This is a genomic window from Pelotomaculum propionicicum, assembly GCF_004369225.1.
Lineage (GTDB): Bacteria > Bacillota > Desulfotomaculia > Desulfotomaculales > Pelotomaculaceae > Pelotomaculum_B > Pelotomaculum_B propionicicum.
Map to the genome: position 1 here is coordinate 1 of NZ_QFFZ01000020.1, position 20,814 is coordinate 20,814.

Genomic DNA, 20,814 nt, shown 5'->3' on the forward strand with positions numbered 1-20,814 from the left:
CCATAATCCATGCATAAAACCGTAAAGGGAAGCAACATAACGGTCAGTTAGATGGATGATAATCCCAGTCAATTTTCTTAAGGGGCAAATGAAAAGAAAAAAACACCCCTTTTTGCAGTGGAATCATTAATAAATATACGTACGAATCCTTAATTTTCTGTGAAACAAAACAGAAAGTTTATGAATGCTTGAATTGGGGGGCGTGGTGATGGCCAAGGGTGACCGGGATATCTTAAAAGCTGAAGACTTTAAGGCTATAAAGATAATAATTTGCGAATTTTTTACTAAAAAAATAACCGGGAACCCCCGGTTATTCTCCTTTTACTCCTATTCTATTAAGGTCTAGGACTTCATAAAGTCCTTCCCTAAGAACCTTAGAATAATTAACATTCTTATTCTCTGCTAACTCTTTAAGCCAGTAAGGGATAGTAACATTTACTCTAGCATATTCGGTCTTCTTGTTTCGATAAAGAGACAAAATAACATCTACTAATGCTACGATAACCGAACCTCCCTCTGGGTAATCTTTATCGATCTTTAAATTCTCGATCGAAGTAGGTTCCGGGATCGCTTCATTATCCTCGATCATACCTTCTAAATGTAACGCTAGACCTTCTCTAGCTGCATCGAGAGCTTCCTCGAAGGTAGCGTCTGGGCCTGGGCCAGCGAAGCAGCCGGGAAGATCGGGGAATGTAACGTCGATCTGCTTATGATTATCTTTGTCTAACCAAATATGGAATACTCCAGGGTACGCATAATAATTTTTGTACTGCATTATCAATTCTCCTTTTTATGGACTGATACTAGACTAATTCTTAACTAATACTAAATAATAACATTAATGGTAATATGCAATGCTTTCTATATATTATTTCGAGGAGTCGGGGGATTAGAACTTAATCCCCGACTGCCTCTCGATACTTTTTACTACATTGATTCCCAGGTTTTTTCCAGGATGTACAGGGAGTGTTACCAATCCTGGTTTCGTCGGGTGTTTAAATTGCTTGTGACTGCCCCTGGTTCTGACCACGTACCAACCGTCGTCGGTCAAAATCCTTTCCGCCTCTCTGGGTGTGTAACTTTTGGTAACCATGTCGGCCTGCCTTTTCATAACATCTTTCCTATATTATATGCGTATCCGGGATGCGTGTCAAGAAAAAATTGCGTATTGTGGGTACGCATTGCAAAAAGCAATATAAATGGATCGACTACAAATACGGAGTCTACACAGACCGCGATCATATGATCAAGGCTTTATGTCTGTATGTTAGAGGATGCTCCCTTATAAATGTGATAACAGGGAAGGTAGTAAGAAAGGCAGTCTGGAGCTAAAACCTAAACTGGGGCTAAAAACCCTGGTTTTTTTATTACTACACTACTTGTTTTTTAACCCGACTTAAAGGCTTCCCTTATAACCGGAGAGTGTGTCTTCGGTCAGAAAAATTAAATGCCTTTAGCGGGGATGATTGAGTCATTGCAAAATGCGGAAATAGGTGACTACGCTGTGGCTGCTTTTGACTGCAATAATATGGAGAATGTCCATATCTCGAAGAAAGGGGATTGAGAACAATATGAGTATAGACCTTTTATTGAAAATTTTAGAAATAATTAAACTTCTGATAGACATATATCAACGTATAAAGAAAAATAATTCAGATTCTTTTTAACTGGCCTAATAAGCCAGTTTTTTTCACATTATAGTATTTATTTTTTGTCGAATGATGTCACATTAAAGGTTAATTATTCTTTGTTTGCTTAGTAGGATTATGTCAACATTTGGAGAAAAATCCAATTAAGATAATATAATTACAACTTTACAAGGTGTGCTAGGTCACGAAAGCGTACAATCTACCAGCGTCTACCTAAAAAACTCATCGTACATTAATAGTTTATCTGACTTGTATGCGGTCAAATACAAAACCGGCCTCCAAACAAGGGCCATCCTTATTTTGGAAACCGGCTATGCCTTAAAAATACTGGATTTTTGGGTTTGGTGGGGATGACTGGTTTCGAACCAGTGGCCTCTTGAATGTGAGTCAAGCGCTCTCCCGCTGAGCTACACCCCCGTATTTAATTGACCTTGTCATCAAAAATTCTAACATACAGAAGTTAAAAAGGCAAGGGGTGTAGAATTAGCGTTCCTTTGTATAACTAATACTGTAACAATGGTTCCTCTCCTTTCAGTGAAACGGGGACATGCTCTTGGGGTAGATGAGGCATGGCAAGGATTTATGCAATATTGTGTGACTTATAACCGAATCGACAGACACAAAAACAAAAATTTTAAGCTATAATAAGGCCATGGAAAAGAGAAGAACTTACACAGCAGAAGAAAAAGCCAATATTGTCCATCAACAGTTACTTTTGCTGAGTTAAGGGGATAATAATTTTTTTTGAAAAATGCCTTGACAATGGGGTTCACTACAAAAGAATTTTCATTCAATTTTGTGCCTGAGCATAGTGAAAGGAATGTGAATTTTTATGTTAAATGCTTTAGAAGGCAGTATCTATAATTTTAACGTGGGAATAGACTGTGAAGATATAGAGCGCTGGCGCAGGATGCTGCCAAAATTGGCGGAAGGGTTCCAGCGAAAACTTTTTAGCGAGGAAGAACACCGCTACTGCAGTTCATATAAAGACCCGGCGCCTCATTATGCGGCAAGATGGTGTGCCAAAGAAGCAGTTCTTAAAGCGCTGTCACCCTTCTATAAAATTAGTCTGCGTCAGATTGAAATATTGCCAGATCAAAATGGAAAACCATTTTGTAAGTTCAATAATCCTGAAATTACAAAATTGGAACCTGCAGTAAGAATCAGCTTAAGTCACAGCAAAAAAACTGCAATGGCGGTTGCAATTATTGCTATAAAAAGAGAATCTTGAGCATATATTCTTCCAGGAGCACTTTTTACTGGGAGAATATAAAGTGGTTTTTTACAACAATCGGATATATCTTTCCCCGCCACATATGAGCGGAACAGAGTTGGAACTTATAACCGAAGCTTTTAAATCCAACTGGGTTGCGCCGCTCGGCCCGCACGTTGACGCATTTGAGCGTGAACTGGCCAGTTATGTTGGAGTTAAAGGCGCGGCGGCCCTGAGCTCAGGTACTGCGGCAATCCATCTGGCTTTGCGCTTGCTGGACGTTGGCCCTGGTGATGTTGTTTTTTGTTCAACACTTACTTTTATCGCCAGCGCCAACCCCATCTTATATCAGGGGGCAAAACCTGTTTTTATTGATTCTGAACCAACAAGTTGGAATATGTCACCTGCCGCCCTGGAAAGGGCATTTATTGACGCTCAAAAAACAGGGACAATGCCAAAAGGAGTAGTTATCGTTGATATTTACGGCCAGAGCGCAGATATGGCCCCGTTACTGTCTATTTGCAACAGGTATGGAGTGCCGGTGATAGAGGATGCGGCGGAATCATTGGGGGCGACTTACCAGGGGAAACCGAGCGGCACCTTGGGAGGGATCGGTGTTTACTCATTTAACGGTAACAAAATTATTACTACCGCTGGCGGCGGGATGCTGGTATCCAACAATCCTGAAGCGCTGGAAAAAGTTCGCTTCTGGTCGACCCAGTCCCGTGATCCGGCAAGGCATTATCAACACAGCGAAGTTGGCTATAACTACCGTTTAAGTAATGTTCTGGCCGCAATTGGGAGGGGACAGTTGCGGGTGTTGGAAGAACGCGTAAAAGCCCGCCGCGCCATTTTTGAACGTTATGCCGAAGCTTTTTCGAATACTGACGGTTTTGATTTTATGCCCGAGGCCCCATTTGGTACGTCAACCAGGTGGTTAACCACTTTGACAGTCAGCCCGGAACGCTGCGGCTTGACAGCGGCACAATTGCTGGACGTCCTGTCAGTGCAACATATTGAGGCCCGCCCTGTTTGGAAACCTTTGCACCTGCAACCGCTGTTTAACGGTTACAACTACTACCCGCATGATTTAAACAACAGCGTCTCAGACAGTTTGTTTGAAAGAGGGCTATGTTTACCGTCAGGCTCGAGTCTGACTGAAGGTGAGCAGAACCGGGTAATAGAGTGTATAAAAACCGCCTTGCGATTTCCTTATAGAGGTAGGTAGATATGTTTTTTTAATTAGTCAGTTTTGCGTATAAGGTTTAGGTGTAGGGGTATTGTTAAGGCTCAACAGTCAGATGATATCTGGCTGTTGAGCCTCTCTCATTACAGTTTGTACATTACTATGCCTGTTTTAACTTTTGGGTAAAAAAAGGTGCTTTTTTGGGGCATCTTTTCTCCTTTGCCGGCGATCTCGGTTACTTCTTCCACCAGGGTGGGGTTTAAGAAAAAGGCCAACTGGTATTCTCCCCGGTCTACCTGGTCCAGGGCGCCCTCTTCCTCGCGCGAATAAGTAATATGCTCGGCCTTTGCCCTCAACTCACCGCATATGCCCAGGTGCTTTTCTATAATCAAGGAATGCAGCACTGAAACATCAAGACCCTGCCAGGCCTTTGACCTATCCTGCGGCATGATGCCGGTTACATCGATATTGTCTTTAAGCGACAGCATGAATATTTTATTATCGCCTGCATACAAGCAGAAGGCATGGCGGTGCTTAACAGTATCAGCCGGACAAACGGCGCCGCCTGGCTGCATTTTCTCTTCCATGACAGCCAGAATTTCTCTGAAGTTGCTTTTGTCAGGCTTAAGTATATATTCTTCAACGGTAAAGTTTGCTTTTAATTGTTCAATCAACTTGTTCTTATCCAGACTTGCGACATTTTCAATCAAACGGTGGGTGGGCAGGACTACCAGCCCGGGGTCGTAAAGGTTGACCAGGGTCATCATGGTGTAATTGTAAACAGGATCAGATGTGTAAGAGCAGCTAATACTCCCGTCTGGTGCAGTGCTGCAGGAACTGGCAGCTGAAACGGCACTGTCTCCCCCTGGCCGTATGCTGCCGCTTTCCCGCTCTTTTTTATAGTTCAAGGCGGTCTCGTACCGGTGGTGCCCGTCAGCGATAAAAATCTGCTTGTCGCCCATGGTCTGCTGGACCCTGCCGATAACCCGGGAGTCAGTGATCACCCACATCCTGTGGCCGTAACCGTCTTCGTCCGTAAAGTCAACATCAGGAGCTGTATTCTTTACATTTTCACGCATAGTGGAGATAATTGTGTTCTCCCTGTCCGCGTAAAGACCGAAGATGGGGCTGAAACTGGCCTCACAGGCCCGCATCAGCGCCAGCCTGTCAGCCTTATGCTTGGGCATGGTTTCTTCGTGCGGCAGGATAATTCCCTTTTCATAGGGTTCCAGCCTGACCCCGCCGAAAAACCCGCTGCGAATCCTCTTTTCCCCGCCCAGAGTAAACTCCTGCTCATAAAGATATAAAGCCGGGCTGGCTTCTTGGGTGAGCACCTGCTCACTGAGCCAGGACTTAAAGTCTTTTGCGGACCTGGTGTATCTATTATTGTTTTCATTATCTTCCGGGTAAGTTTTGCCGTATTCCAGGCGGATGATGTTGTAGGGGTGACGGCGGTAGTAGCAGTCCTGGGCGGCGGCGTCTATAACGTCGTAGGGGGGGGTGACCAAATCGGCCAGGCTGCCTGCTTTGTCGGGGTTGTAGCGCAAACCTTTAAATGGGATAATACAAGCCATTTATTATTGTCCTCCAAAAGGGCTTTTAGGTATAAGAATAAATAATTTCATTCTCTAACCTGGTTAAATTTTAATATAACAATAGCCAAAAAACAATGTTTGTTAATCTTTCCTGGTCCACCTGTCGCTGTCACGGTAACGGTACTTGGCCATGACCCGCTTAAAGGCGTCTTCTAAGTCGATATTCAGTGAATTGGCATAACAGACAACAATGAATAAAATGTCAGCCAGTTCAAGCGCCAGATCTCCAATAGGCTCATCGGGTTTTTTGGTCTTTTCCCCAAACTGGTGGTTGATTTCCCTGGCCAGTTCGCCTACTTCTTCAGAAAGTCGCGCCATCATTGAGAGCGGGCTCCAGTATCCTTCCTCAAACTGGCCGATCCACTCGTCGACTATGCGCTGCATCTCCTTGATTTCCATTTTTTCTCCTCCATGTTTTAAGTGATGAGCGAATAAATCCGCATCTACCTGAATTATTTGCTAAGTAACTTCCATGTATGCCGTCATATTTCCTCCGGTAATTTCGTATGATAGGGGTAAGCCAAACATCTGTAAGGAGGGCGTTCCTTTTGTTGCGTTCACACTGGGTGGTAATCAACAAAAAAACTGTGCTGATAGCCCTGTCTTTGCTGCTGCTCCTGGTAATAATCGCTCAGGGAGCAGGGCGGCTTTTGTCCAGGGGTATCGGCAAGATGATGCCTCCCCAGCAGATGCTGCAGACAGGTCTTGAAAAAACCAGGGCCAGCAGCAGTTTCCGCTATCAGGCCGAAACAAAGCTTACATCAGAAGGAAAGGCCAATACAGATTTTCTGAGTAAAGTTGAAGGTGAGCGGGTGGCGCCTGACCTGGTCAGGATGAAGGGTGTGATGATGAATACCCCCATTGAGTTTATCCAGGTAAGCAACGGTTCCTATTTTAAGGACCAGCCCAGCGGCAAGTGGATCGCCCTGCCCGGCAACAAACTTTCAGATTCTGAACTCTTTTATGCCGAACTGAACCCCCTGGCTTATTTTAACTTTAAAGACGTACCTGAGCTTAAATATAAAGGGCTGGACAAGGTAAACGGAGAAAAGCTGATTCTTCTGGAAATGCGCCCAAATCTGATGGACCCTTTTCTGGAACTGCGTCTGACCGATTATTTCTTTAAGGTTTGGCTCTCCCCTGAAGATTACCGCCTGCGGCAGGCCGCCCTTCAGGCCAGGGATAAATACAACACCAAAGGCGGCATTGAAATAAACCTTCGTTTCTGGGACTATGACAAAAATATTACTATCAGTCCTCCTGAGGTAAACTAAATAAGCTTGATTTCCGGCTCGGGCCGGTATTTTTTTTGACCTTTATTAATAATAACATAACAGTTATAATTATTTACATAAACAGGGGCATTTTTCAGGCTTTTTGTTATGGATAAGTATTTTGATACGAGGAGGCTGACCCGATTGCATCCGGACTGTGAAAGAGTCCTTTTGTCTGAGGAGGAAATAAGCGCGAAAGTTGAGGAACTGGGCAGGCAAATATCACTGGATTACGCCGGGCAGGAACTGCTGGTGATCGGGATTTTGAAAGGGGCCATGATCTTCCTGGCGGATTTGGTGCGAAAAATTACTGTACCCACCTACCTGGATTTTATTGACGTATCAAGTTATGGGGCTTCATCAGAGTCATCCGGGGTGGTGCGGATTTTAAAAGACCTGGATTACAGCATTGAAGGGCGCCATATTCTTATTGTTGAGGATATTGTCGACACGGGCCTGACCTTAAACTATCTGGTGGACAACCTCAAATCCCGTGATCCTGCCAGCGTCAAGGTATGCACCCTGCTGGACAAGCCTTTACGCCGGGTTGAGCCGGTGGCAATTGACTATAACGGTTTTATCATACCTGATGAATTCGTGGTTGGATATGGACTTGACTATAATGAGCACTACCGGAACCTGCCAAGTATTATGGTTCTGCGGCGTGAAGTGTATATGAAAGGGGAATAAAGTATGTCTTTAACCGGCCAGGAGCTGGTAATAGTCCTTGATTTCGGCGGCCAGTACAGCCACTTGATTGCGCGCCGTATCCGCGAACTGAAGGTGTTCTGTGAGATGCTTCCTTACAACACACCGATCCAGGAAATAAGAGAGAAAAATCCCAGGGGAATTGTCTTTTCAGGCGGGCCTTCCAGCGTCTGCCAGGATGACGCGCCGGTATGCGACCCTGCTATTTACGAGCTGGGGATTCCAATCCTGGGTATCTGCTACGGTATGCAGTTAATGGCCCGGCAGCTGGGCGGCTGCGTGTCGCCGGCCAACCTCCGGGAGTACGGAAAAACAGAGCTGAGTGTCTTAATCAGGGACGGGATTTTTTCCCGCCTTGATCCTGTAGAGCGTTGCTGGATGAGCCACGGGGACCTGGTTGAACTGCCGCCCCCGGGCTTTAAGATTATCGCTTCCACAGAAAAAGCCCCGGTGGCGGCCATGGCCAACAGGTCCCAAAACCTGTACGCCGTGCAGTTCCACCCGGAAGTGGTGCACACCCCCAGAGGTCAGGATATCCTGAAAAATTTCCTTTATAATATTTGCGGTTGCAGCGGCCTTTGGACCATGGGTTCCTTCCTGGATCAGGCCATAGCCGAAGTGCGGGAACAAGTGGGGGATAAAAAGGTGCTTTGCGCCCTGAGCGGCGGGGTTGATTCTTCCGTTGCCGCGGTGCTGGTGCAAAAAGCGGTGGGAGACCAGCTTACCTGCGTTTTTGTCAATCACGGCCTTTTGCGCAAGGGCGAAGCAGAGCAGGTGCAAAAGACTTTTAAGGAAAAATTCAAAATTAACCTTATATATGTGGACGCCCGGGATAGGTTTCTCTCCAAGCTGTCCGGCGTGTCGGAACCGGAGCGGAAAAGGAAGATCATCGGCGAGGAGTTTATCCGGGTTTTTGAAGATGAGGCGGCTAAACTTGGCCAGGTTGAATTTCTGGTGCAGGGCACGCTCTACCCCGATGTGGTGGAAAGCGGCACAGCCACGGCGGCGGTTATTAAAAGCCACCACAATGTGGGGTGCCTGCCGGAAGATATGAATTTAAAACTGGTGGAGCCGCTGCGCTGGCTATTTAAAGATGAAGTGAGGGTGCTTGGTGAAGAAATGGGGCTGCCCGAAGAGGTGGTCTGGCGCCAGCCTTTCCCCGGCCCGGGTATGGCTGTGCGCATCCTGGGTCCGGTGACCGAGGAAAAAGTGAGGATTACACAGGAAGCGGACGCCATTGTCGAACAGGAAATCCGTAAAGCCGGGCTGTACAGGCAGATCTGGCAGTCCTTCGCGGTGCTGCCCGACATGAGAAGCGTCGGCGTCATGGGCGACGAGCGCACTTACGCGCATACCGTGGTAATCCGGGCGGTAAACAGCGTCGACGCCATGACCGCGGACTGGGTGCGCCTGCCCTACGAGGTGCTGGAGGCCATCTCCTCCCGCATTGTCAGTGAAATCAAGGAGATCAACCGGGTGGTCTACGACATCACCTCCAAGCCCCCGGCGACGATAGAGTGGGAGTAGGAAAGAAAAAGCCTGTAACCCAGATAAATAAAGGGTTTGCAGGCTTTAATTATTGGCCGTGGCAGCAGAATGGCAAGGGCAAAATAGTAAAGGAACTTACCTGCCGGGATTTTAGGGCAATGCTGGAGAGCAACCCGAGCGCCCGACAGGTTTCGACCGGGAGGTGGGGGTATTTTCGGAAGTACCCCCTCTTTTCATGTCCACCTCCTGGGAGAACCAAGGCGATAAACTCCGGGGCGAAGCCCCGCTTTTGACTCTAGAGTGCACTTTCAAGGTTCAGTCTATCCCCGAAGTGAATAGCCATCTGGGATATGCATTTCTTCCAGTCTCTAATGGGCATTGACCATTTTTTGCCGGCTTCCATAGTTGCCAGGTAGATAATCTTTTTCAAGGATTCATCGCTTGGGTAAGCAGTCTTAGTTTTGGTTACTTTACGCAGTTGCCGGTGATAACCTTCAACAACGTTAGTGGTGTAGATGACCTTGCGTACTTCGTAAGGGTAGCTGAAATAGGTGGTTAGCTCTATCCAGTTGTTTTCCCATGACCGTACAATAACCGGATGTTTCTTGCCCCACTTGTTTTTAAATGATTGAAATGCTTGTTCGGCTCCCTCCAGGGTAACCGCCTGGTAGACTTCCTTTAAATCGGCCATGATCTCTTTCTGTTCCTTGTAAGGTACATATCGCATGGAATTGCGGATTTGGTGGATTACGCAGAGTTGAATCTCAGTGTTTGGATAAACGGTGCTAATGGCCTCTGAAAACCCGGATAGACCGTCTTTACAGGCAATTAGTATGTCTTCTACTCCACGGTTTCTAAGGTCGTTACATACCCCAAGCCAGAAGCTGGCACTCTCGTTTTCTCCGATCCAGATCCCCAGGATTTCTTTGTATCCATCCAAGTTGATACCCATTACGGTATAGGCTGCTTTGTTGACAATCCGGTTGTCCTTACGGACCGGGAGATTGCTGCAGTCTTTGGCAGGTACCAGCGGCACGATTGGGGCGACCTCTGCCAAGAGGATAAGACCCTGAACGATCAGGCGGTTGAAAGCGGAGACCGGGTAATGGCTGCGTACCTGACCAGCAAGGGGAAAATCTGGATCATAACCGAATGGGATAGGTCAGCAACAACGATTCTATTCCCCAGTGAGTATTAAACGCCGGCGCCAGATTGCAGGTGCCTCCGTAAAGAACATAATAACAAAAGCCGCCACGAGCCAAGTAGGCCCAGGACGGCTTTAATGCAGAAAGAGCGGGATTCCAGTGTAGGGATACCCGCCCTTTTTTATGCCAGGTCTAATGGGATGTGCAGCAGGCGCATGATCTCCTTCTGCGTTTCGTATACCCGCTCGGCAATGAATTCACAGAACGGCTCAGACTTACCCTTGTTCTGATACTGCCGGATGGTGTCGTTGTATTCTGGCCGGAGCACAGGGGGAATAATTGCCAACTGATATCCGTCTTGTATCAGCGCCAAATTCATGATAAGACGGCTTGTTCTGCCGTTGCCATCGATGAATGGGTGGATTGACACAAACTTCAGGTGCAGCAGCGCGGCAAATGTTACGGGATGGTAATTGTTCCGCTCGGATTTTACCCATTTCTCCAGCTTCCGCATTTGTCCCTCAATCTCCTGTGGCCTGGGGAACACATACCCGGTGCCGGAGACGATAACGCTCTCCTTCCTCCATGTGCCGGCGTTTGCCTCGTCAATGCTTTTGTAAAACAGGCGATGCATGGTTTTGATGTCCTCCACAGTGATGCGTCGCTCCCCAATCAGGGTAAACATGAAATCATAGGCTTGGCCGTGGCCCACCGTCTCATAGAAATCCCGGAGCGGCCTGCCGCCGATGGTTAGACCGTCCTCAAGCACCACCTTTGTCTCGCTTATAGTGAGGGTATTTCCCTCGATGGCATTACTCGACCATGTGAGCCCGATGCGGTAGTAGTCCTTCAACTGCTTCAGCATATGCCCTTCGAAGGGGCGAACTTCGCTTATCGCCTTGTGGCAGCGGTCGATTTTTTCATATATGGTCACCGGATATCACCGCCTTTTTCCTCTCGACACGAGGTAATAATCCCGCTGGTTATAATTGTGCCATTTTCCGTACCGCACCAGGGGCAGTTTATGCTTTCGCGGTCTTTTCCGCCCGGAAAACCGGCATTCAAAATAGATATGCTGAAATTTTTACCGCAAGCTGTGCACGTGTAAGAACTTTTCTCCACCTTCATAGGACAATCCTCCCTTTCAGTACGTGACCTTCTCGCCGGAAGGCGTAATAAAGGCCCCCTCATATCGGCAACCAGCGGCCTCCGCAATTTGCTTCAATTCGTCGACCGTAAAACTCTCCCGTTTCATTTTCTGGCTGAAAGCTTGCGGGCTTTTTCCGGATATTCGTCCGAGTTCGGAAACGCTTATCCCAAGCTTGACACACAGTATTTTAAGCTGTTCAGATACTGACATATCATCACTCCTTTCAATATTCTCATTATAAACGAAAACATTTAGTAAATCAACGTTAATATTTCTCTTTTATTGAGAAACGTTAAAAATGAATTGACTATATAAACATTAAAATTTATATTATAAACAAGAACATATACAAGTTAGGAGAGAGCGAAACCTTCGAACTGGCCGAACAGAACATCGAGAATGACTGGGGCTGCACCATGAACGGAGAAGGCCAAGCGCCTGGAGCGCGAAGCAGACGAGAAGGCCCGTAAAGCCGCCGAGCTCATGCAGCAGGCAAAAAAGGAAATGATGAAGGCCGAGGAGCTGCAGCGGAAATTCAACATCGACCGCGATTACTGGGAAGACATCAGGAAGTCACTCGATTGGGCAGCATACCAGCTTTCCGACAAACTCGGATATTAACCCCGCCTGAATGAGAGCCTGGAGGGGCCAGGCCGAAACCTACCGGCCAAATGCCGGGATGGTCGCGGGAACCCGCCGCCAGAGGGGGAAAGATGGCGCCCCTTTTATATAAATTGTTCTTTGACAATTTGGAAAGGAGAAAGACGATGACCAACGCAGCAGCAATCGGATACATGATAAGAGCGGCCAAACAGGCAGGGCTCGACCACGATACTATCAAGGTGCTGGAAGCCCTTAAATAATAGAGGCAATAGAAACAGATAAAATCAAGGGAAAAAACCTCAAGACAAATTCAAGTGATAGAGTGGGAGTAGGGGGAGAAGGCTTCTATAACAACTTATCAGCTGTTAGGAGTATACAGCCAGAGGTACTTGAAACACTGGGGACACCGTTTTTTTCTACCAATGGTACAGGGTTGGGGTTAGCTGATTGCTACTCTATCGCTGAGAGGCACAAGGTAAATAAAATCATCGATAAGGTCCTGTAGGGTACCATCTGTTATCGTAAGATACTTTCTTAAAGTGTTTTTTAGCATTGTTAATATCAAATGAAACGCTTGTGCGAAACTTATATCCTTAAGCTCGTCACAGTAGAGATAACAAGGCTATATTTTATGTGAGAAAGTTGAGGTGTGTCGTGAAACTCCCGGGTAACCAGTAGGTTGAAACGTACCTGCCGCGGTAATTTCTCGTACGCCGTAAAGGTAATTATTGACGCCTCCTTGACCGTCATTTTCGACCAGCAGGCGCGGGCGTAAAGAAGCAAAAAGAACGTCCCTTTGCTTCCAATGGCGTTGGGCATCACCAGCAGGTCTCTTGTTGACGGGTCAATTATGGTCTTTAGCATTCTCAGCGTTGTTGACTTGGCAGCGCCTTTCTCCCCAGCGATGATCAGGATTGGGTGCGGTATTGTGGGAATGAGGCAGGTGACTATGTACACCGCGCAGAGAATCCAATCGGTTGACCGTCTGAGCCGCAGGTGCTTTTTGAGGAGCATCATGTCTCCGTTGGCAAGGTCCGGCTCGACCTGGGCCTTCATGTTTGTGTTTCGCAAAAAGAGGAGCGGGGATTTTTCCAGTATCCTGCAGCCGTCTGGAGCTATCCTGACCGCTCTCCACTGCTTGTCGGCAAGGTCGTAGTAGATGGTTCCCTTCAATGCCGCCACCCGCTTTTTCAGCCTGCGCTTTGGCCCTTCGAACTTGGCCAGGGCTTTCAGTGTCCCCAGTGCCTGGTTCATTGCCTCAAGGCTTGGGGCTCTTCCGGTCTCCAAAAAGAACTCCCTGGTCAGGAAATCCCTGAACCTTTCTTTCCCCATGTCCATCAGTTCTGTGTGCCCGCCGATTTCCACCGCCGCATAGGGCTTTTCCTGTTCGTCACATATTAGCTTTGATTGCCTCCTCAGCCTGATAAGTATGTCTGACTGTGACTCTTTTTCCGGTGTTTTTTCCATTTTTCTCTCCCCCCTTTCTGTTTTGCCTGGCTGCTACTCCCATTATGGGGGAATTCATCTTTTTTGGCTGGGAGGTATTTTTTCGTTGGTTTTCCCCCTTGACAAAAGGAAAAGACAGGTTCCCGCCACCTGCCTTTTAATCTTACTAGTTTTCTTGACTTTCTCGTTCTTTTCTTATCTCTTCCAGCAATGCCCCAACTTTCTCCAATTCCCCTTCTTCTGGCGGTCTGGATTCTGCCTGTTCATTTCTGTAGAAGTCAATTGCTTCCCAGATTAACAGCTGCCGTCCTCGGTGAGGTATTGGGCAAATCCACGGACGGCCTCTTGAGCATCCGGTCCGAATCTTTCACGCCAGGTAGTCCCAGAATGTGCCTTCTTTATCCTCCTCTGCAGGGATTTTTGCAGGGGCATTAGGATGATATTGTCTACGACTTTTTTGTGCTCCTGTGTGCCAGGTTTTTGCACGTTGCATTCCTCCTTTTCTAGCGTTTGCCCTTCTCCAGGAGGAAAAGGGCAAAAGAAGAACCAACGGAAATTTCCCGTTGGCCTGAGCCTGAGTTGTTTCGGTTTGAAGTTGTCTTTGCATCCCTTTGACCCTAGCGAAGCGTCAGAAACGACAGTTGTGTCAGTGACGCTTCTGACGGTGCTGACGCTTTTTTCGGGGCATCTGAGGTGGACTGGCTGCAGAATTTAGATTATGCGGTCAGTATCTGTATGTTCAAGATGGTGTGGCTGAAGGATTCTCGCGTCTGCGGCCACCTCTCCCGACAGTTTTGCAGTGAGTTTTGGCATGTTTTTGCAGTGAGCAGTTTTTGACTAAGTCTACTTTCTGCCCCAACCCTTTTCAATATCATCTGAAATTTCTTTGGTTTTATTTCCCATAAATTTCATAGCTTTTTTTAGGACTTCGGGTTCATCGCCAAGTCTTTCCAGAACCGTAACGCCCAGAACTTCTGCAACTCTTTCATCAGGGCAATTAGCCATTATTTCAAAGAACTGAAACGCCCTTTGCAAGATATCTAGATCTTGACTGTTTTTCAACAGAGAAATAATATAAGGATTTATCACATCTCCAAAGACAATATGAGGTAGAATTTCATCCCACCATTCTAGTTCCTTTTCGTAATGTGGTTTTATTTCAGGTACTGCTTCCAGCATCTGTTGCACTAAATTGTCGTAATTTAACAATTACCACCCCTCCTAGTTACCACTCAAGGCATTTTTCAAATCTTGCAACAATGCATTTGCAATTGCTTGATCCTCAGGGTCGAGATTTTGCTTTCTTATTATGTTCTCAAGATTCCTTACACGTTCTTGCCCCTTTAGAATATGACTCTTGCCTCCAACCATTTGGCCAGTTTGAAGTTCATACCGAATAGCATCCATTGTACTCCCATTTCCTACTGTTGCCCCTGGTCTGTATAGCTCATTGATGACGTTTTGGAGCTTCGGGTTATTTGCAACAGGCTTTATACTTAAATTTATACTTCCGGCAGCTTTTCCCGTCCCCTTTACTAACTTAGACCCCTTTCCGCCATACAGACCTAAAACTATTTGAGAAGATTTTTCAAATTCTTCTTTGTCAATATTATCTAAGGTAAGGCTGGCAAAGTCTTTTTCCTCTTGAGAATAATCTCCTTTAATAATAAGTAACTCGTTTATTACTCGATAATTCTTCTGAAATTCTTGTAGTCTAAATTCCGCAATCTCTTTTTGCCACCACTCGTAATCTCCGTTCAGGATAACTTGTTCATTTTCGATCTGGTCTTGCAAGGTTTTATATAGTTCATATAACTCTTCATATCCCATATTACTCCATGGTAGTTCACATATAGTAACGTTCCCCGTCGGATCAACGAAAAGCACCGGGTTATTCCCACAGTAAGCATACCTATTCTGAGAAAGCGGGTCATTAAGTTTCCCCTGGAACGTATCCTGGCTCAAAAACCTGCCCGTAGCAGGGTTGTAGTATCTCGCCCGCAGGTAAATCAGGTCATTAGAATCATATTGTTCCCCGGCAAAGCGGAAGGAGTTGTTGACACTTTCCGAGACAGAGCGGGGGAGGCCGAAGACGTCGTAAGTGTAACGGTTGAGAAGGTTGGCGGCAATGTCCGTGATGGCCGAGATACTGCCCAGCCCGTCCTGGTGGTAATACACCCTGTCTTCGTTACCAATCCGGCTGAAAAGTCTACCCGCGTAAAGGTAATTATTGACGCCTCCTTGACCGTCATTTTCGACCAGCAGGCGCGGGATTCCTGTGTTGATATCGTAAATATATTCATATACCGAGCCCGAGACACTCTGGCTGAGCCGGTTGCCGTCACCGTCGTAAGAGTACTGTATGGTCTTGGTTCCGTCAGTAAAGTAAGTAAGCCGGTTTTCATAATCGTAATTGTAGAGAGTAGTCCCACCGACAGAAGTCAGGTTGCCGCCTGCGTCATATGCGTAAGGGGTTATCCCGACCTGAATCAGCCGGTTCGCGTTGTCATAAGTATAGGGGACCCCTCCCGCACTGGTCCGGTTGCCCACTTGATCATAGGTGTAATCAACAACCTGGCTGTCAGGATAGGTGACTCTCGTTAGTTGATAAAGGTTGTCGTAAACATAACTCGTTATCCCGCCCTGCTCATCGGTCACGCTCATACGGTTGCCCACGTTGTCCAGAGTATAGGCCGACCTGGCGATAATGTTGCCGCCGATGGCGTGCTGCAGCAAGATGAGGCGCCCGCTCAAGTCATACTCATAGGTCACGGTCACGCCGTTGGGCAATATTTCTTGAGTCCTGTTGCCCGCCTCGTCGTAGGATATGCTTGTTGAATAAACCGAGTCCGAAACAGAAGACGGCAGGTTGAGTCCGTTGTAAGTATAGCTTACCCGCAGCCCGCCGGGGTAGACCAACGCCGTCATATTCCCGGCCTGGTCATATTCATAGCCTACGGAATAAACACTCCTCGTAACCGAGGTCAGCCGGTTTAAACTGTCGTAATTGTAACTTGCAGAGCCGGCCGGGTCGGTCATGGAAGTCCGATTGCCGTTGTAGTCATAGGCATAAGAAACGCTTGACTGGTCAGGGTAAGAAATATTGGTCAGGCGGTTGACGGCGTCATAGGTGTAGTTTATGGTAGAGCCGTCCGGCCTGGTTTTAGATGACAGGTTGCCGGCGTAGTCATAAGTTTTGAGGCTGGTGTTGCCCAGGGGGTCGGACTCCTGCACAACCCGGTTCAGAGCGTCATAGGCTGCGGTAAAGGTCTGGTTTTTAGCGTTGGTGACCGCGGTCAGGTTGCCGTTACTGTCGTAGGTATAGCTGGTAGAACGTCCCAGCGCGTCAGTGACTAAGCTGAGCCTGTTCAGAGAGTCATAGCCGAAGGTGGTGGTGTTATTGTTGGCGTCGGTGCGTTCCGTGACGTTGCCGGCGCTGTCGTAAACAGTCACGCTGGTGTGCCCCAGCGGGTCTATTACTGTGGTCAGCCGGTTGGCGTCGTCATAGGTGTAGGACCAGCAGGCGCCGCGCGCGTCGGTTACGCTGAGCTTATTGCCCGCAAGGTCATAGGTGTAAGAGGTAACCCCGCCCAGCGGGTCTGTCACCGACAGCAATCGTGAGCTCTGGTCGTAGGTGTAACTTGTGACATTGCCCCGCTGGTCGGTCACGCTGGTCTTATTGCCCAGAGCGTCATATTCCGTTGCCACCGAGTTGCCCATGGCGTCAGTGACTCTGGTCAGGCGGTTCAGGACATCATAAGCATAGGTGGTGGTGTTGCCGTTACGGTCGGTTTTTGAGACACGGTTGCCGTTGCCGTCCAGAGTGTAAGTTTCCGTCCTGCCGTTGGCGTCCGTGGTTGAGGTCAAACGGTTTAAATAGTCGTAGGTGTACGACGTGGTGTGATTAAGCGGGTCAGTAACCGAGATAAGGTTGTTCTCGGCGTCATAGCCGCAGGTTGTCGTCCTTCCCAGGGCATCGGTTGTTGTAACCAGCTTATTATTCGAAATATTAACGTTGGTGCAGGATTGTATCTCAATTCCATGGAGGAACATGTTGCTGATGTCGCAGTTGGATACGGATATTTCCGGATTTGCTCCGATTCTGGATATTGCAGTATTACCATAACGGATGGTGACATAATTAAAGTCGATCTTGCTGCTGGCAGCCAGATTTATCACGTTCCAATTACCAGGCTGGGGCGTGGTGGCTGTGCCGTCGTTATTGGTATCGCCGCCGTATGTATCATCCTTGATTGAAGTAAAAACTACTGGATTTATATCTGCGCCATTGGCGTTAAGCGCTCCGTTTACAAATATGGTAATGCCGCTTTTGACTTTGAAGATAGTTCCGGGGGAAATATCCACTGTGGCGCCTTAGTTAACGCTAAGTCCCGAAACAACATAGGGAAGGCTGTAGGCGGGGATCGTACCAGAGGCGAGAGCGACATTGAGGTTGATGCCGCTAAGGCTGCAGCCTGAAATATTGTTGGAGTCAAGGGTTAGCGACGGTATACTGTCTCCGGCAAAGCCCAGCGGGTACTTGCAGCTGCTGATTGTATTGCCGTAGACGCTGCCGCTTACTGTTGCGCCGGTGCTGCCAAGTTTGATGGCCTCGTAATTGGGGTATTGTGATATATTGTTGTTTTCAATTGTCACCGTACCGCCGGCGATTACAACACCGTAATTGTTCCCGGAACCGCCGCTTAGAGAGTTGCCTGAGATCGCGGGAGAGCCGCTGCTCACATATATGCCTGTGTTGCTGTTGTTGCTGAGGTTGTTTGAACTGATGCTCGGGGAACCGTTTACAACATAAATGCCGTAGTTGCCGCCGGTGACAGTGTTTCCCGATATTGTTGGCGAGCCGCTGCTCACATAAATTCCGGTAGTGTCAAAGTTGCTCAGCTGGTTGTTTGTTGCACTGGCAGCCCCTTTGATCTCGATGCCTCTGCTTTTGCTATATTCAATTACGCTGTGGTTAATGCTTAAGGCGCCGCCGGTACTGTAAACCATTGAGTAAATATTGCCACCGTAACGGACTCTGCCATAATCAAGGTTGATATTGCCTCCCGTATAGGACTCCAGGCAGTGCCAGTCCCCTTTGGCGGGGGAGGTGGCCGACCCGTCGCCGTTAGTATCGCCTCCGTAGGCGTCGTCTTTATATGAAGTAAAGATAATGTTGTTCTGGTCAGTTCCCGGAGCTTCGAGGATTCCCTTGATAACCATTTTCGCGTTGGTTTTAAGTTTTATTACCGTGCCTGGCTCGATGGTAAGATTAATGCCGGGTTGGACGGTGGTGGTCGTCTGCACCACGTAGGTATAGACATTTCTCCATACCGTGTCGGTTGTGATTGAAGTCGGTGCGTTTATCGTTTCCGCGTGCGCCGTTTTCACGGTAAACGACAACGCCAGGCAGGTGAAGAATAGAAGGCTAACCAATCCTATTTTTTTCATTACAAGAACCCCCAGGTAACCATTAAATTTGTTATATATGAGCATAATTCTCTAATATAACTTGTAATGAATATATTAGGTTGTATTGCCATATTTTAGAATGGGCTTGTAGTCCTTGTTTATTGGGACTTTTGTCCTGATTTATGTGTTAAAAAGATATCCTATAAACTTATTAATTTAATTAAAATATAAAGAAGCATGGGGACGATTCCTCCTGCTTCTTTTTTTTCATGGATATTATGTGGTTAATAAGCTGGCAACTGTTAAATTGGGCGGCAATTGAAAGAATATGTTCGTGGGATCATAGCTCCGCTAAATCTTTCCCCAGGTACTTCTGCGGATCTACTGACAGCCTCACTGGGGTCTCGATCGTTGTCTGCATGTCGGCCTGGCATCACTTGTTTGATGACTATCCCAGTGCCCAGCTTGTTCCCAATACCGCGGCAAGGGTTTTGATCAGAGTCGTGATCTGGTTCATTCTTATATAATTTCCATATTAGGGCCATTTATTCTTTCTTAATGTGTTTATGGGTTCAGGAATGTGTTGTATAATGTTTTTGCAAGCGTGATTTTAAACTTTTTTTTATTTAAGGGGGTAGGTATTTTTTGAAAAGTAAGTTATTTTTAATGCTAACTTTAGCTGTCATGTTATTCCTCTTGCCCATCTCTTCCTTTGCCGCAGAAAATCAGGTTATCTTTAATATAGGATCATCTGTTTATTTCGTTAACGATCAGGCCAATAACATGGATGCCGTTCCTTTTACAGAGAATGGCCGGAGCTTTGTCCCGGTCCGTTTCCTGGCCATGTCGCTGGGTGTGTCGAAGGGTGATATAAAGTGGCTCTCTGCAGAGCAGAAAGTGGTTTTAACCAAAGACGGTAAGATAATTAGTTTCACTATAGGCAGTCTGGTTTTAGACAGCAACGGAACTATCTCCAATATGGATGTGGCCCCTATCATAAGGAATGGATATACATATTTACCTGCCAGATATGTAGCTGAAGCCCTGGGTTATCAAGTGGGATGGGACCAAAACAGTCAAAGCGTTCTGGTGGGGCCGCCTGGGAATATGCCCAAGCCGAAGACCGCAGTTTCGGAAGGTAATTATACTATCTCGGAAGGGAACTACACTGAAGACAATAAAAAAGTCGGCATAGATATAAAATATCCGGTTTTTGCGAATATGGATGACAAAGGTATCGAGAAAAGTGTTAATGACATAATCAGTAAAAGAACTGACGTTTACAAATCATTCTATCATCAGGATGATGAAACTTATAAGGAAACAATATTTGCCACGTATGAAATAACAAAAAACACAGAGGATATAGTAAGTTTGTATTTTGTTATATCATTATATATGGAAGGTGCGGCACACCCGAACAACTTAATTGATGGGGTGACAGTGGACCTGAAAACCGGAAAGGAATTGGAGTTAAAGAATCTTTTTAAGGAAGACGTCAATTATAAGCAGGTATTAGATGAAATACTGCGTCAAAAAATAGAGGAACTCGATTATGAACTTTTTGCAGAATTCAAAGGCATAGAAGAGGAACAGGGCTTCTATATGACAGGCAGCAGCCTGGTTATATACTATCAGGAATATGTATATTCACCTCATGTTGTTGGGCCTCTGAGGCTTGAGATACCTTTTGACAAGATTGCCGCCTATGTTATAGCTTAATGTTAAAGGCCTGCCTTTGCCGGGCAGGTTGTCAAACTCACCACTGGCTTTGACTGTGGTTTCAAGTAAACATTGAGTTTTTTGAGAGGATTTATCGACTTTCAGGAAGAATTAAATTTTCGCTAAATACGTTGGGGACATACCTCGTCTTTAAATATTGGCTCCAAATAGAGGTGTGTCCCCATTCCTTTTAAGCTGCGATATTTAATCTAAAAGGAGCGCT

General features: G+C 46.7%; 18 protein-coding genes, 1 tRNA gene and 1 pseudogene. 6 read left to right on the forward strand and 14 right to left on the reverse strand.

Features of this window, described 5'->3' with window-relative positions:
- Positions 1-310: 310 nt before the first annotated feature.
- The 3 genes from Pmgp_RS10060 to Pmgp_RS10070 all read right to left on the reverse strand — a co-directional run bounded on the left by Pmgp_RS10060 (position 311) and on the right by Pmgp_RS10070 (position 2,066).
- Positions 311-775, reverse strand: coding sequence for a type II toxin-antitoxin system HicB family antitoxin (locus Pmgp_RS10060; protein WP_134213860.1), 465 nt, complete (start codon positions 773-775; stop codon positions 311-313).
- 114 nt (positions 776-889) lie between these two features.
- Positions 890-1,111: a type II toxin-antitoxin system HicA family toxin gene (locus tag Pmgp_RS10065; protein WP_243119804.1), complete on the reverse strand. Its 222-nt coding sequence runs from the start codon at positions 1,109-1,111 to the stop codon at positions 890-892.
- An 880-nt stretch (positions 1,112-1,991) separates the two neighbouring features.
- Positions 1,992-2,066: transfer RNA gene (locus tag Pmgp_RS10070), tRNA-Val, on the reverse strand.
- A 415-nt stretch (positions 2,067-2,481) separates the two neighbouring features.
- Between Pmgp_RS10070 and Pmgp_RS10075 the strand changes: the two genes are divergently transcribed.
- Both Pmgp_RS10075 and Pmgp_RS10080 read left to right on the forward strand, forming a co-directional pair.
- On the forward strand, positions 2,482-2,880 hold the full coding sequence (locus Pmgp_RS10075) for a holo-ACP synthase (protein WP_134213861.1): 399 nt from the start codon (positions 2,482-2,484) through the stop codon (positions 2,878-2,880).
- 85 nt (positions 2,881-2,965) lie between these two features.
- On the forward strand, positions 2,966-4,090 hold the full coding sequence (locus Pmgp_RS10080) for a DegT/DnrJ/EryC1/StrS family aminotransferase (RefSeq protein WP_134213862.1): 1,125 nt from the start codon (positions 2,966-2,968) through the stop codon (positions 4,088-4,090).
- A 101-nt stretch (positions 4,091-4,191) separates the two neighbouring features.
- On the opposite strand, the gene Pmgp_RS10085 is transcribed toward Pmgp_RS10080, so the two are convergent.
- Positions 4,192-5,622 (reverse strand): DUF1015 domain-containing protein, encoded by a 1,431-nt coding sequence (locus Pmgp_RS10085; RefSeq protein ID WP_134213863.1) that lies wholly within the window; start codon positions 5,620-5,622, stop codon positions 4,192-4,194.
- Positions 5,623-5,724: 102 nt separating this feature from the next.
- On the reverse strand, positions 5,725-6,042 hold the full coding sequence (locus Pmgp_RS10090) for a nucleotide pyrophosphohydrolase (RefSeq protein ID WP_134213864.1): 318 nt from the start codon (positions 6,040-6,042) through the stop codon (positions 5,725-5,727).
- A 149-nt stretch (positions 6,043-6,191) separates the two neighbouring features.
- Here Pmgp_RS10090 and Pmgp_RS10095 point away from each other — a divergent pair, with 149 nt between their 5' ends.
- The 3 genes from Pmgp_RS10095 to guaA all read left to right on the forward strand — a co-directional run bounded on the left by Pmgp_RS10095 (position 6,192) and on the right by guaA (position 9,152).
- Complete coding sequence (locus Pmgp_RS10095; protein WP_134213865.1) at positions 6,192-6,917, forward strand: hypothetical protein; 726 nt, start codon at positions 6,192-6,194, stop codon at positions 6,915-6,917.
- A gap of 144 nt (positions 6,918-7,061) precedes the next feature.
- Complete coding sequence (gene hpt, locus Pmgp_RS10100) at positions 7,062-7,607, forward strand: hypoxanthine phosphoribosyltransferase (RefSeq protein WP_134213915.1); 546 nt, start codon at positions 7,062-7,064, stop codon at positions 7,605-7,607.
- A gap of 3 nt (positions 7,608-7,610) precedes the next feature.
- Positions 7,611-9,152, forward strand: a complete 1,542-nt coding sequence (gene guaA / locus Pmgp_RS10105) for a glutamine-hydrolyzing GMP synthase (RefSeq protein ID WP_134213866.1) — start codon at positions 7,611-7,613, stop codon at positions 9,150-9,152.
- 256 nt (positions 9,153-9,408) lie between these two features.
- On the opposite strand, the pseudogene Pmgp_RS10115 reads toward guaA, so the two are convergent.
- The 9 genes and pseudogenes from Pmgp_RS10115 to Pmgp_RS10170 all read right to left on the reverse strand — a co-directional run.
- Positions 9,409-10,170: pseudogene (locus Pmgp_RS10115) on the reverse strand (IS256 family transposase); the annotation flags it as partial.
- A gap of 269 nt (positions 10,171-10,439) precedes the next feature.
- Positions 10,440-11,192 (reverse strand): Fic family protein, encoded by a 753-nt coding sequence (locus Pmgp_RS10125; protein WP_134213868.1) that lies wholly within the window; start codon positions 11,190-11,192, stop codon positions 10,440-10,442.
- Complete coding sequence (locus Pmgp_RS10130) at positions 11,189-11,386, reverse strand: hypothetical protein (RefSeq protein WP_134213869.1); 198 nt, start codon at positions 11,384-11,386, stop codon at positions 11,189-11,191. Before Pmgp_RS10130 ends, Pmgp_RS10125 begins: the two co-directional genes overlap by 4 nt.
- Before the next feature lie 16 nt (positions 11,387-11,402).
- Entirely contained in the window at positions 11,403-11,618 is a 216-nt protein-coding gene (locus Pmgp_RS10135; RefSeq protein ID WP_012281217.1) for a helix-turn-helix domain-containing protein, read from the reverse strand.
- A 978-nt stretch (positions 11,619-12,596) separates the two neighbouring features.
- Entirely contained in the window at positions 12,597-13,478 is an 882-nt protein-coding gene (locus Pmgp_RS10150) for a hypothetical protein (RefSeq protein ID WP_134213871.1), read from the reverse strand.
- 273 nt (positions 13,479-13,751) lie between these two features.
- Complete coding sequence (locus Pmgp_RS10155) at positions 13,752-13,943, reverse strand: hypothetical protein (protein ID WP_134213872.1); 192 nt, start codon at positions 13,941-13,943, stop codon at positions 13,752-13,754.
- Positions 13,944-14,300: 357 nt separating this feature from the next.
- Positions 14,301-14,666 carry a DUF7674 family protein gene (locus Pmgp_RS10160; protein WP_134213873.1) on the reverse strand — a complete coding sequence of 122 codons (366 nt, stop codon included), beginning with the start codon at positions 14,664-14,666 and terminating at the stop codon, positions 14,301-14,303.
- A gap of 12 nt (positions 14,667-14,678) precedes the next feature.
- The gene (locus tag Pmgp_RS10165) at positions 14,679-17,822 is read right to left on the reverse strand and encodes an RHS repeat-associated core domain-containing protein (protein ID WP_134213874.1); all 3,144 of its coding nucleotides are present in this window, start codon (positions 17,820-17,822) and stop codon (positions 14,679-14,681) included.
- 9 nt (positions 17,823-17,831) lie between these two features.
- Entirely contained in the window at positions 17,832-18,908 is a 1,077-nt protein-coding gene (locus Pmgp_RS10170) for a right-handed parallel beta-helix repeat-containing protein (RefSeq protein ID WP_192902880.1), read from the reverse strand.
- Positions 18,909-19,514: 606 nt separating this feature from the next.
- On the opposite strand from Pmgp_RS10170, the gene Pmgp_RS10180 reads away from it, so the two are divergent.
- Positions 19,515-20,591: a stalk domain-containing protein gene (locus Pmgp_RS10180; RefSeq protein WP_134213877.1), complete on the forward strand. Its 1,077-nt coding sequence runs from the start codon at positions 19,515-19,517 to the stop codon at positions 20,589-20,591.
- The last annotated feature ends 223 nt before the right edge of the window (positions 20,592-20,814 follow it).